Source organism: Pseudoalteromonas sp. CR1, from assembly GCF_019392235.1.
Classification (GTDB): domain Bacteria; phylum Pseudomonadota; class Gammaproteobacteria; order Enterobacterales; family Alteromonadaceae; genus Pseudoalteromonas.
Genome location: NZ_JAHXRM010000013.1, coordinates 35,533 through 49,412, shown reverse-complemented (window position 1 = coordinate 49,412; position 13,880 = coordinate 35,533). Strand labels below are relative to the sequence as shown.

Here is a 13,880-nt window from a genome sequence, read left to right as displayed (position 1 = left end):
TTAAAAATATTAATTATTAATGCTAACTAGTGGTAAGCCTTATTTAACTGTCAAGCCAGTGCTGCAACTTAGGTTTTAAGGCGGCCATATCAAGCGGTTTAGTTAAATAGTCATCCATACCTGCAGCAATACATTTTTCTCTATCGCCTTGCATGGCATTAGCCGTTAAAGCAATAATTGAAACGCGACTGTATATTTCACCTGCTTTGCCTTGCCTAATTGCTTGCGTGGCTTGGTAACCATCCATTATTGGCATTTGGCAATCCATTAAAATAAGTTTATACGGGTTATTTTGTTTGGCGTTTAGTTTACTAATTGCTTCCTCGCCATTTTCGGCAATATCAAAGGTCACACCCGCTTCTTTTAGTAGTGCAGAGGCCACAACTTGGTTTATTTTATTATCTTCTACTAATAATAAAACGGGTTCTGATGAGTCTGTAATAGGGGCTTTTGTAAGCGTATTAGTGAGTTGCGCCTGATTTAATTGCTGCTCTAAAAACTTTTCATTAGTAAGTGAGTCGAATAAATCCGATGGTGTTAAAGGTTTAAAAATCATGCAGTCAACGTTCATTGCAAGCGTTGAATTTTTTTGCGAGTAACTCATTGGCGCCATAATCACCGACTTACATTTAGATTTGTAAATGAAGTTTTGTAAGGCGGTTGTTTGCGCTTTAGCAGCAATAGAGAAAAAGTGATAATCAACTAAAATTGCATCGTATAAATGAGTCGTATCCGCTAAGTGTGTTAGTACTTCACCGTAGTCATTTATAAACTCGACATGAGCACCCCAAATCAGCAGCTGTTTAGTGGCAATACTGGTATTTAAGTGGCATTCATCAATAATTAAAATACGCTTATTGTTTATTAGATGGCTTGGTAAATCCTGCTCTTTACTTAATCTAGGTTGTATTTTTATATTAAATGAAAACGTACTGCCCTCGCCTTCAACACTGTTAACACTGACACTTCCACCCATTAATTCACACAGTTGTTTTACTATAGTTAAGCCAAGGCCTGTGCCGCCAAATTGGCGCGTAGTTGAAGCGTCAGCCTGTGTAAATGAGTTAAACAGCAGTGATTGTTGATTTTTATTGATGCCAATACCGGTATCAATTATTGAGCACTCTAGAAATGAGCCATCGGTGGAGTCGTCCACCCTGGCTATAATAATGACGTCACCGTTTTTAGTAAATTTAACAGCATTACCAATCAGATTATTAAGAATTTGCCTAAGCCTATTCGGATCACTAATTATTTCACTTACTGTAATCTGAGTTGCGTCTAAAATTAGTTTTGTATTGTTTTGCTCCACTTTTAGTGCAAACGATTCAACCACTTCACCTAATAATTTAGGGAGGTTAAATTGAATACTATCAATGTTAAGTTTACCTGCTTCCATTTTAGAAAAGTCTAGTATGTCATTAATAATATTAAGCAATGATTCGGCAGATGATTGCGCAAGCTCTATATGATGCGCCTGTTGTTGATTTAAGCTCGTTTGTTTAATTATATTTAGCATGCCTAGCACCCCATTTATAGGAGTGCGAATTTCGTGGCTCATAGTTGCTAAAAATTCACTTTTTGCTGCCACCGCTTGTTCGGCTAATTCCTTAGCTTCTACTAATTCCTGTTCTGCTTCTATGCGTTGCTGGCTTGAATGTAAACTGCCTATAAGCGTAGCCACTGTGATTAAAAAACTTTCTTCGTTTTTTGTCCACAAGCGTGTGGTTTTGCATTGCTCAGCACATATTATTCCTAATACCCCGTTGCCGGCAGGGATTGTTACGCACAGCATCGATTTTATTCCCAATGGCAATAAGTAATATGGCGACAAAGGAGATAGCGCTGAATTATGAATAACGTCGGGAATATTAAATACAGCTTGGTTATCAAGCATATTAAAAAAGTCAGGAAGATGTTTTCTAAGCCAAGTTAGTTCAACGTTTTCGGCTTGTGTTAACTTATTATGTAGTGCGAACGGAATTAACTGTGTGTGATCTTCGTTATAAAAACGAATGCTAGCGCGTTCAATTTTTAAAGCGTGGCAAATAGCTTCAGTGAGTATATCTTTTGATTGGCTAAGTTTACCGTTTAAAATGAGCTTATTAACCGTTAATGAGGCTAACGTTTCATTGTGTAGTGCCGTAAAGCTATTTTCTAATTCAATTTTTTTACGGGTATCAATATTTTGTAGCGAACCAAAGATGCGCACGCATCGACCATTTTTATGTTCAGCTTCTGCATTAACAAGTACCCATACAGCTTCCCCTTCAGCGTTTATTACCTCTAGTTCAACTTCATAACTATGGCCATATTTAATAGCACGTTCGAGTAGAGGTTTGATGGTTTCTCTGCTTTCACCTTCTTTAAAATAGCTTAAATCTTCAGGCCATTGTGGCTGGGTATTGAGTGGGTATTTAAACAGTTTTTTAGTCATATCTGACCAATAAACTTTTTTCGTTTCTAAATTAAACGACCACGCACCTATTTGCGCCAAATCGCTCATGGTTTCTAGCATTTTTTCATTTTTTTGCTGGCGTTCAAGCATTTTTAAAAAAAACCAAAATGCCCATGTAAGTAAGGCACAAATAATGATAATTGCTAAACGTAATGGCCAAATTGCTGAGTTGGGTGGGCTCCAGCCCTGCTTTGGTGCAACATATAGCTGCCAGTTACCGCCTTGAAAGTTTAGCGAAAATGCGAGAGGGTTTTGACTCAGTATTGTGGCGTCACCAAAAAAAAACTCGCCTTTATCACCCAGCCCATTTCGGCCTTGAAGTGCAACGTTATAATTGTCTTCTAGATCTAAAATACCGGCGTTTTTATAAATTTTATTGATATCTAAAACAACCGATAGTAATCCCCAAAACGTATTCTCTGGCGGAGTATATACAGGCACACGCGCTATGAGTGCTTCTCCACCTTGCACAAGTGTTAATGGGCCTGCCATTATAATTGTATTGGTATCGCGTGCTTTTATTGCATCAGCGCGTTGGTTTTTATTGGTCAGTAAGTTAAGGCCCAGCGCACCTTCGTTGCCTTTAATAGGGTAGGTCATTTTTATAATCATATTGGGTGCACCGCCAATATTTCGAAGTTCTTTTGATGTATTAAAAAGAGGGGCTGCAATTTGTGCAAAGCGTTCTTGATTTAAGTTAGGCTCTGCAGAAACCGCAACGCCTAAACCACGGACTAATTGAATGTTAGAAATTAAAATGGCTTCTAATTGTGCTCTGTAGGTGCTTACTTCAAAGAGTATTTGTAGGCGATGAGCGTCTTTCACGCGATTGTAATTAATGCGCTCTAGTACAACACTAATAAGCAGTAGTAGTGTCATCGATAACCAGAAGGTTCGTTTGTAGTTATGAATATTCGTTTTTTTATTATTAGTTGGCGGCATTAGCTACATTGGCTTGGGTTAGGCTACTCAACTATAGCTATTTATTGTACAAATTAAAATGACGCTTAAACATAAGCGCCATTTTATTTTTATAAATAGCAGTTTAAAACTATGAGTCGCTTACTTCACGTGCCCAATGGTTTTGTTTAGCTACATGTAGTTTACGGTAGCCATCTAGGAGTGCTGCATGCTTTTTAAAGCCATTAAGCGACAAACCAGGGAAGGTTAAACCATTAAATAATGTACGGCCTTCGGCAATTTCAATCGCAAGCGTTACGTTGTCGCTGCCAAACATTAAACCAAGTGCATCTTGGTAGTCGGCGTATTCACGCTCGTCATCGTATTTAATTTCAAGAATGGCTTTTAAGCAGCGGAAATGGCGCATTGCCTCTTCGTTTACTTGGCCTGTATGCAGTATCCAATCAACCCAATCAATAGCTTCTTCGCTGCCTGCGGCTAAACAGAGATGCGCTTTAAGCTCACCAATACGTAGCGTATGCCAAGGTGTATCTGCATCGGTTGCAAGGCCAATAAACTCTGCTGCGCGAATAATATCGCTGTGGCCAGCTTCTTCTAGGCTGTCGTAAATGTCCATCCATTGCTCAGCATCGTACTGATCAAGCGATAGGAATGCTTCACGGAATTTAGCGCCTTCGTTGTTGTTACGCCAAATAAGCTCATCTACTGGGTAAATGTCTGACATGCCCGGTACTAAAATACGACATGCATACACGTTTAAGTGCGTGTAATCCATAATGTAAATGTCGTGGTTCATGCTATGAATTAGGTCAGTACAGAAGTTGTATTCTTGCTCTGTTGTACCGCTAAAGTCCCAATGTACAAAGTCAAAATCGGGAGTTGCACGGAAAAAGTCATGCGATATTAAACCGCTAGAATCAATAAAGTGCAGTTCAATGTTTTCAGGCGTTGCTACTTCGTCGTTATCAAACGTGGCTGGCTGGAATACATCAAGCTGATCAAGGCGGCGACCTTGTAGTAACTCGGTAACGGTACGCTCAAGAGCTACTTCAAATGAAGGGTGAGCACCAAACGAGGCAAACACAGAGCCATCTGTTGGGTTAATCAGCGTTACGCTCATTACTGGGTATTTACCGCCTAGTGATGCATCGGCAATACGTAAATGAAAACCATGGCTGCGTAGCTCTTCACATGCTTCGTGAATTTGTGGGTATTGCTTAACAACCTCTTCAGGCACGATTGGCAAACAAATGCCTTCAGCGATGATGCGGTTTTTTATTGCGCGTTCAAATACTTCTGATAAACCTTGTACTCGCGCTTCAAATTTGGTGTTACCCGCGCTCATACCGTTAGATACAAAAATATTACCAATCACGTTTACCGGAATGTACACGTCTTGGTTATCGCGTTGGCGCGTGTATGGCAATGTACAAATGCCGCGCTCGTTATTACCTGAGTTAAAATCAAAAAGGTGTGATGCGTTAAGTTCGCGCTCTGGGTCAAAGTAATCCCACAGGCTTTCGTCCATTATGCCTTCAGGTACTTCTTCACCTTCAACTTCAAACCATTTTTCGCTTGGGTAATGAGTAAAGTCGCCGTTGGCAAATTCTTCACCTAAGTAAAAGTCAGCAAAAAAGTAGTTACAGCTTAAACGCTCAAAGTATTCACCTAGCGCAGAGGCAATAGAGGCTTTATCGGTTGCGCCTTTACCATTGGTAAACATAACACCGCAGTCGCTGTCTTTAATATGAACCGAATAACAGTTAGCTACAGGGTTAAGCCAAAGCGCTTCTTCAACATTAATATTCAGGGCTTTAAGCTTGTTTTGCATGGTAGAGATTGACGATTCTAGATCGCGGTCTTTACCTTTGATAAACGTTTTTTCAGTCATATTGATCTCAACTAGTTCTGCACGATGTGTGGAAGTGACATTATCGTGGATTTTGATGTTTATTTCATCCTTTGCGAGCAAGATCATGATTATTTAATAAAACTGTGGTTATTATATAGGCAACGTAAAGGGGGGAAGGGCAACTCAATGTATAAACTAATCAAACGCTTGTTGTTATTAATTGTAATTTTAGGGCTGGGTGGCACCGCTGTGGTGTATGGGGTACTTAGCTTGAGTTTACCAGCACTTGATGGCAACGGGCGCAGTATGGCAGTAAATGAACCTGTTAAAATTTCTCGCGATACATTGGGCCAAGCTGTTATCAACGCTAAAAACCGTAACGATGCCGCTTACGGATTAGGTTATGCGCACGGACAGGACCGATTCTTTCAAATGGATTTATTAAGGCGCAACGCCGCAGGTGAGCTAAGTGAATTATTTGGCAAAGCGGCCCTTGGGCTTGATAAAAAAATGCGCTTTCATCAACTGCGTAAGCGTAGCCGCGCAATTTTACAAACTCTTCCTGAAACCGATAAGCAATTATTAAAAAGCTACGCACAAGGCGTGAACGAAGGGCTGGCACAAGTAGGGTATGCAAGCTTTGAATACCTACTAACGGGCGGGGCGCAAAAACCTTGGCAAAGTGAAGATAGCTTATTAGTGATATTTAGCATGTACTTAGATTTACAAAGCATGACATTTAATCGCGATCAAACTTTGATTCTGCTAGAGCAAATATACAGCAAGAATATGGTTGATTTTTTAACGCAACCTAGTCAATACCAAGCAGCGCTTGATGGTAGCAAATTAGCCCCGTTTGTAGGTGAACTGCCGGTTCTCGCAACGCAAACGGCTCATGCTGCAACCCACATTGAAGCCCCTCAAGAGCTTGGTAGTAATAATTGGGCAGTCACCGGAGAGCTTACAAAAACCGGCGCAGGAATGGTATCTGACGATATGCACTTATCAATGGCAGTACCGGTTATTTGGTACCGAGCACAACTCAATTATATGTTAAATAACAAGCCAATGCAGATAACGGGTGTATCACTTCCGGGTACTCCAGCCATAGTGGTGGGAACAAATAATAAAATTGCATGGGGGTTTACTAACGGTTATTTAGATACCGCCGATTGGATAGCGCTTAATAACGATAGCAAAACATGGCTTGTTGATGAGCCTATTTTATTACCAGAGGGAAGCGCTGAACCTTACTCGTTAATAATGAGCGAATACGGTCCAGTAAAATACATTAACGAAAAGCCTTATGCACTTAGTTGGGCGGCGCATCAACCTTATGCAGTCAACATGCAACTATTAAAGCTTGAGCAGGCAGATACTGTAGACGATGCGCTTGCTCTTGCAAGTGATATTGGTATTCCGGTACAGAATTTAATGGTCGTTGATAGCCTAGGCAATGCGGCATGGAAAAATATAGGCGGTATTCCGGCACGAACAACTGCGAGTGAGTTAAGTGTAAATACAACGCAGTATTCGGCACTTTTTGAACAAAACGAAATTAATCGCCCATTTGTTAAAAACCCGTCCAGTGGGCGATTATGGACGGGGAATTCTCGGGTTGTATCCGCCAGCGATAACGCACGCTTTGGTAATGGCGGCTATGCATTAGGTGCACGTTCAAGTCAAATTAGAGACCGCTTATTTGAAAAAAACACATTTGCAGAGTCTGACTTTTACGCGCTACAGCTTGATAACCAAGCCCGTTTTTTAATGCCATGGCATGAGCTGTTACTCAAGCAGTTAAACACCAATAAGGTTAAAAATGCGCAGTATATAACAGAGCTTGAAAACTGGCAGCAATGCGCATGTGCTTCTTCGGTAGGTTATACCTTGGTTAAACGCTATCGCGACGAAGTTATTAACCTCGTGTTTAACAATATTGAAGTCACTCTTAATGAGCACAAAGGTACACTTAAACCTATAAAACGAGGGTTAGAGCCTGCGCTTTGGCAACTTATTAACAATAAACCTGCATCTTGGGTTAATTTTCAATTTAATAGTTGGGATGAACAATTAGTGGGTGCTTTTGATAAAGCTGTAAATAAATTGAGTGAGCAATTTGGCACTAATATAAAGCAATGGCAGTGGGGTAAAGTAAACGAGCTGGTAATAGAGCATCCTTTTGCAAAACAAATCCCGCTATTGGCAAAGTTACTTAATATGCCAACTGCTGCAGGGTTTGGTGATACTTACATGCCCGCGGTACAAGGGCGAAATTTTGGTGCATCGCAGCGTTTTATTGCTCAACCTGGGCATTTAGAGCACGCTATTTTAAGTGTGCCGGGTGGGCAGTCGGGACATCCGCTATCAGAGTTCTATAGAGCTGGTTTTAGCGACTATATTGAAGGTAAGCAAACTCCGCTATTGCCACAAACGCTAGCGCATCAAATAGTTATCTCACCAAAATAGTGTGAGCCAAAATGCAAGTAATAACGTTCTATATAACTCTAACAATGGAGAACTAAAATGAAAAAATTACTACCCGCGTTAATGACCAGTTTGTTACTGAGCACATCGGCTTATGCAGACGACAACCCCGTTACCGCAGAAAAACTCAGTGAAAGCGTCTATGTATTATTTGGTCAAGGTGGCAACATTGCTGCAAGTGTTGGTGATGACGGTATTTACATTATTGACGATCAGTTTGCCAAGCTCTCAGACGACATTAAAAAAACCATTAGCGATTTAAAACCCGGTAGCGCCGAGTTTGTAATTAATACCCATCATCATGGCGACCACACCGGCGGTAACGAAAACTTTGCTAAAGCGGGTGCACATGTCATTGCGCACGACAACGTACATAAGCGATTAGAAGAAAAACACGGTGCAAACTCAGATTACCTGCCACGTATTAGTTTTGGCCACGATTTAAAACTGCATTTTAATAACGAACACGCACATGTTGTGCATTATGCGCATGCCCATACCGATGGTGACTCAGTCATATTTTTTAGTAACGACAACATAGTGCACATGGGCGATATTTATTTTAACTTTGGCAGCTTGCCGTTTGTTGATGTAGATAGCGGTGGCAGTGTTGATGGAGTATTAGCGGCGGTTGACGATGTTATTAACCAAATTGACGATAATACTCAAGTTATTCCGGGGCATGGTCCAGTAAGTGACCGTTCAGGGCTGATAACGTATCGTAAGCTGGTGCAAAAGGCCAAAGATGTTATGCTTAAGGCAATGCAAAACGATGCGAGTTTACAGCAAGTGCTTGACGCAGACCCACTATCAGAACTGGGTCTTAAATACGCAAATTGGCTACCAAAAGAGCGAGTAACCACGTTGTTTTATCGTAGCTTAAAGTAACTTGTAAAGTGAGTAAGCACGCATAATATAGTTTATTAAGCTGAGCATTTGCTCAGCTTTTTTGTTCCCATGCCCCGAGGAGTTGTGTATGTCGGCAGAAAAAACCCACCTAGAAATTTGTAACTTGACCAAAGAGCAGTACCCACAAATAAAAACGCTAATGGATCAAGCCTACCCAGACTTAGGTGGCGCATGGCCAAGCCATACTATTTTTAGATTAATTGATCAGTTCCCTGAAGGGCAAATAGGCATAGTGGATGATGGCGTGCTGGTGGGCTTAGCGCTGAGCGTGCAAGTAGACTACACGCGTTTTTCAAACCCACACACCTACGAAGACATAGCCGATGGCCATGATCGCGTATTTAGCGATACCGATGGCGATGCGCTGTACGGCTTAGATGTTGCTATTAGCGAAACTCACCGGGGCATGCGTTTAGGGCGTCGCCTTTATGATGCCCGTAAAGAGTTGTGCCGCCAATATAACTTACGCGCTATTTTAGCGGGTGGCCGTATTCCACGTTATTACAATCACAGCAGTGAAATGACGCCAATGGAATACATTGAAAAGGTTGACCAAAAAGAGCTTTACGACCCCATTTTAAGCTTTCAGCTTTCTAACGACTTTCAGGTAAAGCGGTTACTTAAAAAGTACCTGCCGGAGGATCAAGAATCTGTAGGTTACGCCACCTTACTTGAGTGGAATAACATAATGTATGAGCCTACCGACACCGTGCTCGAGTCAACTAAATCAATCGTGCGTATAGGCGCGGTGCAATGGCAAATGCGTTGTGTTGATTCGGTTGAAGAAATGCTTAAGCAGGTTGAATACTTTGTAGATACGGTATCTGACTACAAAAGCGATTTTATATTATTTCCTGAGTTTTTTAACGCGCCACTTATGGGCTTAGGCGATCAAAATAATCAAACCGAAGCAATCCGCTATTTAGCAGAATATACAGAGACGTTTAAAAACGCGATGTCGCGTATGGCAATAGAATATAACGCCAATATTATTACCGGATCTATGCCGCTTGCCGAAGACGATAAAATTTATAACGTAAGTTACTTATGTCACCGTAGCGGTAAAATAGACGAGCAGCGCAAAATACACATAACCCCGCATGAGCAAAATGATTGGGTTATTCAAGGCGGCGACAAAATTGCCGTGTTTGATACCGATGCTGGACGTGTAGGTATTCAAATTTGTTACGATGTGGAGTTCCCTGAGCTTTCGCGAATATTAGCCAAACAGGGGCTTGATATACTCTTTGTGCCGTTTTGGACCGACACTAAAAATAGTTATTTACGTGTGCGCCATTGTGCGCAAGCGCGTGCAATAGAAAACGAATGTTATGTGGTTATTGCAGGCTCAGTAGGTAACTTACCTGAGGTAGAAAGCTTAGACGTACAGTACTCGCAATCGGCAGTATTGACGCCGTCTGATTTTTCTTTTCCGCACGATGCAACACTCAATGAAGCCACACCGAATACCGAAATGTTATTATTTAGCGACCTTGATATGGATAAGCTAAAAATCCTTCATAGCGAAGGGACGGTGCGTAATTTAAAAGATCGCCGTGAAGATTTATACGACGTAATTTTGAAAAAGAGAGATGTTTAATGGCATGGGTTTATTTAGTCATTGCAGGCCTGCTTGAAGTAGGCTGGCCAATTGGTTTAAAAATTTCACAACAACCCGACACTCGCTGGCAGGGTATTGCAATGGCTGTGGCGTTTTTAGCAGCCAGTGGCTTTATGTTGTGGCTTGCACAAAAGCAAATATCAATGGGTACTTCCTACGCGGTATGGACCGGAATAGGTGCTGCGGGTACGTTTTTAGTGGGTATATTATTTTACGGTGATGCAGCCACGTTTGGCCGCATTGCAGGTGTACTCATGATTATTTGCGGTGTGATAACGCTAAAAATTAGCTCTTAAAAATAGCGCTTAAAACTCGCTTTAAAAGTTATAAGCAGCTTTATAGTAGCGCAGGATTAAAAGCCTGCGCTTTTTTATGTTCTCAATTTGGCAGCATCACTAAAATTGCGGCAATGGCTATTAGGATTAAGCCTGCGGTGTCTTGCTTTTTAAGAGGTTGCTTTAGCCAAAGTACAGCAATTAACATAGTAAAAAATACTTCAACCTGCCCAAGCGTTTTAACATACGCCACGTGCTGTAAACTCATTGCACTAAACCAGCCAATAGAGCCGACACAACTAAAAATACTAATGGCTGTTGTAATGCCTTTATATTGCCAAAGTTTACTAAGAGTATGCGGCTCTTTAAGTAATAAATAGCCAAGTAATATAAGTGTTTGTAGGCTTATTACAAACAGTAAAACCCATGCAGCCGAGTGCGGAAATAACAACCCTGAATTTAAACTCGCTTCACGTACCCAAAGCGATGTAAGGGCAAAGCTTGTGCCGCAAGCAAGGCCAAGTAACGCTGTTTTAGCATCAAAGTGTTTTACGCTGGTTATACCGCTAAGTAAAAGCACTGCTATGGCGCCTAAAAATACCCCTAGCCAGCCAAATACACTAAGCGCAGAGCCAAAAAATAATACGCCTAAAATAGCCGCGACTAACGCTTCACTTTTAGCAAGCCCTGCACCTACGGCGTAATTATTCATTTTAAATAGCTTTACCATTAAACCCGTGGCAAGTATTTGCATAACGCTTGCACCAGTAATAAACCCCCAAAAGGCATTATTAAACGTAGGCATGGCTGTATCTTGATATTGATAAAGGCCATATAAATAAACTGCAGCAATGGGACCTGCTAAAATAAAACGCGAAAGGGTTACGCCAGCTACACTCACATTGTTACTTAATTTACTTTGCAGGGCATTTCGCCAGGCTTGCATAAAGGCAGCTAAAAAAGTGAAAAAGATCCAAGTCATGGTATTTGTCGATTAAAAATAAGGCCTTTAAGTTAACAATCTTTAGTTATTAATGCGATGCATTAAGGGTGATAGTGAATATTCATCATCTGCGACATTATGCCGCACTGCTTTATGAGTAAATTTAGCTATAGTCAATATGATGTTATTGTTTAGCCGCCAGCGTTTGTCATAAAACGTATTGGCGGCTTTTTTTATGTGTGTATGTTATATGTATTGCTAAATAATCAGGTTTTATAATAAGAGAATAAACTATGACAACATTAGTGGTGTGTGCATTATTAGCTGTATTAATGCCTTATTTTGCAAAAGTACCTGTGGCCGTTGCGATGGCAAAGCTTGGCCGGTACGACAATAAACACCCACGTTCCCAACAAGCAAAACTAACAGGTTTTGGTGCGCGGGCGCTCGCTGCTCATCAAAATTGTTTTGAATCACTTACTGTTTTTGCTGTTGCTATTATAGTGGTATTGGGTACTAACTCGGTAAATGCAGTAACCGAAACCTTGGCGGTTACTCATATAGTTTCGCGTACATTGTATTGTATTTTTTATTGGTTGAACCTGGATGTTATACGTTCGCTTGTATGGTTTATTGGCTTAGGCACTGCCATTGCCATGATTGTAGTGAGTATCTAATTTTATTGTTAAAACCACAAAGCAAGCGGCCTAAAAGGGCGCTTGCTTTGTGCTCTTGCATTACTTAATGGCATAATTCGATAGCATTAATGCGATACTTTAATTCGCTCGATTAAATCGGTATGTGCAACCTCGCTGTTTATAGCAAAATCTAGCTGTACGAGTACATCATCAAAGCCTGCCTCAGACATTTTATATTCCCACTTTGCCAAGGCTTCTTTAGCTGATTTATCAAAAACGTCTGACGGCTTAGATTGAATTACACTAATGTTTTTTGTTCTGCCATTGGCGGCAATATCGTATTTTAATACCACCGAGCCGCTAATGCCTTGCTTAGCTGCTTGGGCAGGATAGCGTGGCTCAATTCGAATTATTGGTGAAATGTGATCGCTTTTAGCACCTTCTACTTGCGGTTGCTTTGCAATAGCGAGCGTACTTAACATGCTTGCTGCAACAAGCAGTAAGCCACCTTTGGCAAAGCGAGAGCGATTGCCACTGTGCTTTATATTGGTAAGTCGTTGTAACATGGTTTTTTTATCTCCGTAGTGTGAATAAGCCATTAGGCCTGCGGGCGTTGTTGCCGCGCAGTTAACTAAGGCTCTGCTGTATAAAATGTGTTGGTGTGTGGTTTTATTGGCAAGTACCCGTTCATCACACGTGAGCTCTTGTAAGCGCCTACAGCTTGCGTATGCCATCCACGCGAGCGGGTTAAACCATAATAAAATAGTAGCCAGTAACAGCAGGGCATTTATTAGGTTATCTTTGCGTTTTATGTGCACAGATTCATGCTCTAAAATAAGCGCCAAAGTGGCTTTATCAAACTGGCTTTTATAATTGCTGGGCAGTATGAGCTTGCTTTGAAAAATACTGACTACCATTGGTGTGGCTACATGTTGGCTGATATAAGCTTTAGCATTTGTAGTAAGTGTATGGTTAAAGTGTGTTAGCTCAGTTAGCTGCAGGCTTTTGACAAAACGAGTATGTGTAATAAAACTAGCTATTAATAACCCAGCGGTAATAAGTACATACATGAGTGCCCAGCTAATACCCACTTCATGTGCAAAAGGCTGGTTAGGGGTAATTAAGTAATGGCTAATATTGCTATTTTGCAATGGTTTAATCGCATTGGGTAAATTAGCGATAACTAATGCGGCAGGCACTAACCACACTAACTTGTATACAAACCCCGCGCCAAGGGTTTTTAAACCAAATCGCTCGAGTAAAATAAATCCACAAAACAAAATACTTAATAGTAGTTGTTGCTCAATTAACCAATTAAACCCAGTTTGAATAACCATGTTAATCCCTTACTTTTGTTTTTTTTCCCAGTCATCAATGACTTTTTTAAGCTCATTTATATCTTGCTGAGAAAGCTGCTCCGATTTAGCAAAACCGCTTACCAGTGGTGCTATGCGGCCACTAAAAAAGCGCTCAATAAAGTTTTGGCTCTCTTTTAGGGTGTAGTCGGCGCGCTCCATGCAGGGGGTATAAATATATTGGCGACCGTCTTTTTCAAACGACAGTGCACCTTTTTTAACTAATCGACCCAGTAAGGTTTTAATGGTTTTTTCGTGCCATTGCTTATCATCGCTTAAGCGCTCAATAATTTGGCTGGCAGTTGCTGGGTAATTAATCCAAAGTGCGTCAAGCACGTCAAATTCTGCTTTTGATAACTCAATCATTTTATTGCCTACGATTGTAATCTTTAATTTAAGACTACACCTGTAATCTGTTTTT

Annotated in this window: 10 protein-coding genes; 5 read left to right on the top strand and 5 right to left on the bottom strand. The window is 40.9% G+C overall.

Going from position 1 to position 13,880, the window contains the following annotated elements; genetic code table 11:
- Positions 1–43: 43 nt before the first annotated feature.
- Together KZZ04_RS12325 and ycaO are read right to left on the bottom strand one after the other, a co-directional pair.
- Positions 44–3,400 (bottom strand): ATP-binding protein, encoded by a 3,357-nt coding sequence (locus KZZ04_RS12325; RefSeq protein WP_219422861.1) that lies wholly within the window; start codon positions 3,398–3,400, stop codon positions 44–46.
- A 109-nt stretch (positions 3,401–3,509) separates the two neighbouring features.
- Positions 3,510–5,270 (bottom strand): 30S ribosomal protein S12 methylthiotransferase accessory factor YcaO, encoded by a 1,761-nt coding sequence (ycaO, locus tag KZZ04_RS12320; protein WP_138528117.1) that lies wholly within the window; start codon positions 5,268–5,270, stop codon positions 3,510–3,512.
- A gap of 147 nt (positions 5,271–5,417) precedes the next feature.
- On the opposite strand from ycaO, the gene KZZ04_RS12315 reads away from it, so the two are divergent.
- From KZZ04_RS12315 to KZZ04_RS12300, 4 genes are all read left to right on the top strand, one after another.
- Positions 5,418–7,700 carry a penicillin acylase family protein gene (locus KZZ04_RS12315; protein WP_219422860.1) on the top strand — a complete coding sequence of 761 codons (2,283 nt, stop codon included), beginning with the start codon at positions 5,418–5,420 and terminating at the stop codon, positions 7,698–7,700.
- A 57-nt stretch (positions 7,701–7,757) separates the two neighbouring features.
- Positions 7,758–8,606 carry an MBL fold metallo-hydrolase gene (locus KZZ04_RS12310; protein ID WP_219422859.1) on the top strand — a complete coding sequence of 283 codons (849 nt, stop codon included), beginning with the start codon at positions 7,758–7,760 and terminating at the stop codon, positions 8,604–8,606.
- A gap of 88 nt (positions 8,607–8,694) precedes the next feature.
- The gene (locus KZZ04_RS12305; protein ID WP_219422858.1) at positions 8,695–10,227 is read left to right on the top strand and encodes a bifunctional GNAT family N-acetyltransferase/carbon-nitrogen hydrolase family protein; all 1,533 of its coding nucleotides are present in this window, start codon (positions 8,695–8,697) and stop codon (positions 10,225–10,227) included.
- A complete protein-coding gene (locus tag KZZ04_RS12300; RefSeq protein ID WP_219422857.1) occupies positions 10,227–10,544 on the top strand; it encodes a multidrug efflux SMR transporter in 318 nt (105 codons plus the stop codon). The genes KZZ04_RS12305 and KZZ04_RS12300 overlap by 1 nt, the downstream gene beginning before the upstream one ends.
- Before the next feature lie 82 nt (positions 10,545–10,626).
- Here the strand turns inward: KZZ04_RS12300 and KZZ04_RS12295 are convergent, their stop codons facing one another.
- On the bottom strand, positions 10,627–11,469 hold the full coding sequence (locus KZZ04_RS12295; RefSeq protein WP_257903623.1) for a multidrug transporter: 843 nt from the start codon (positions 11,467–11,469) through the stop codon (positions 10,627–10,629).
- Between the two features lie 290 nt (positions 11,470–11,759).
- Between KZZ04_RS12295 and KZZ04_RS12290 the strand changes: the two genes are divergently transcribed.
- Complete coding sequence (locus tag KZZ04_RS12290) at positions 11,760–12,143, top strand: MAPEG family protein (protein WP_219422855.1); 384 nt, start codon at positions 11,760–11,762, stop codon at positions 12,141–12,143.
- Between the two features lie 86 nt (positions 12,144–12,229).
- On the opposite strand, the gene KZZ04_RS12285 is transcribed toward KZZ04_RS12290, so the two are convergent.
- Together KZZ04_RS12285 and KZZ04_RS12280 are read right to left on the bottom strand one after the other, a co-directional pair.
- On the bottom strand, positions 12,230–13,441 hold the full coding sequence (locus tag KZZ04_RS12285; protein WP_219422854.1) for a TonB family protein: 1,212 nt from the start codon (positions 13,439–13,441) through the stop codon (positions 12,230–12,232).
- 9 nt (positions 13,442–13,450) lie between these two features.
- On the bottom strand, positions 13,451–13,825 hold the full coding sequence (locus KZZ04_RS12280) for a BlaI/MecI/CopY family transcriptional regulator (protein ID WP_219422853.1): 375 nt from the start codon (positions 13,823–13,825) through the stop codon (positions 13,451–13,453).
- Between the last annotated feature and the right edge of the window lie 55 nt (positions 13,826–13,880).

Excerpts from the sequence above, each read along its gene's own strand:
- KZZ04_RS12325 (WP_219422861.1), bottom strand. The coding sequence starts at position 3,400 with ATGCCGCCAACTAATAATAAAAAAACGAATATTCATAACTACAAACGA.
- KZZ04_RS12295 (WP_257903623.1), bottom strand. The coding sequence starts at position 11,469 with ATGCAAGCCTGGCGAAATGCCCTGCAAAGTAAATTAAGTAACAATGTG.
- KZZ04_RS12280 (WP_219422853.1), bottom strand. The coding sequence starts at position 13,825 with ATGATTGAGTTATCAAAAGCAGAATTTGACGTGCTTGACGCACTTTGG.
- ycaO (WP_138528117.1), bottom strand. The coding sequence starts at position 5,270 with ATGACTGAAAAAACGTTTATCAAAGGTAAAGACCGCGATCTAGAATCG.
- KZZ04_RS12285 (WP_219422854.1), bottom strand. The coding sequence starts at position 13,441 with ATGGTTATTCAAACTGGGTTTAATTGGTTAATTGAGCAACAACTACTA.
- KZZ04_RS12300 (WP_219422857.1), top strand. The coding sequence starts at position 10,227 with ATGGCATGGGTTTATTTAGTCATTGCAGGCCTGCTTGAAGTAGGCTGG.
- KZZ04_RS12310 (WP_219422859.1), top strand. The coding sequence starts at position 7,758 with ATGAAAAAATTACTACCCGCGTTAATGACCAGTTTGTTACTGAGCACA.
- KZZ04_RS12290 (WP_219422855.1), top strand. The coding sequence starts at position 11,760 with ATGACAACATTAGTGGTGTGTGCATTATTAGCTGTATTAATGCCTTAT.
- KZZ04_RS12305 (WP_219422858.1), top strand. The coding sequence starts at position 8,695 with ATGTCGGCAGAAAAAACCCACCTAGAAATTTGTAACTTGACCAAAGAG.
- KZZ04_RS12315 (WP_219422860.1), top strand. The coding sequence starts at position 5,418 with ATGTATAAACTAATCAAACGCTTGTTGTTATTAATTGTAATTTTAGGG.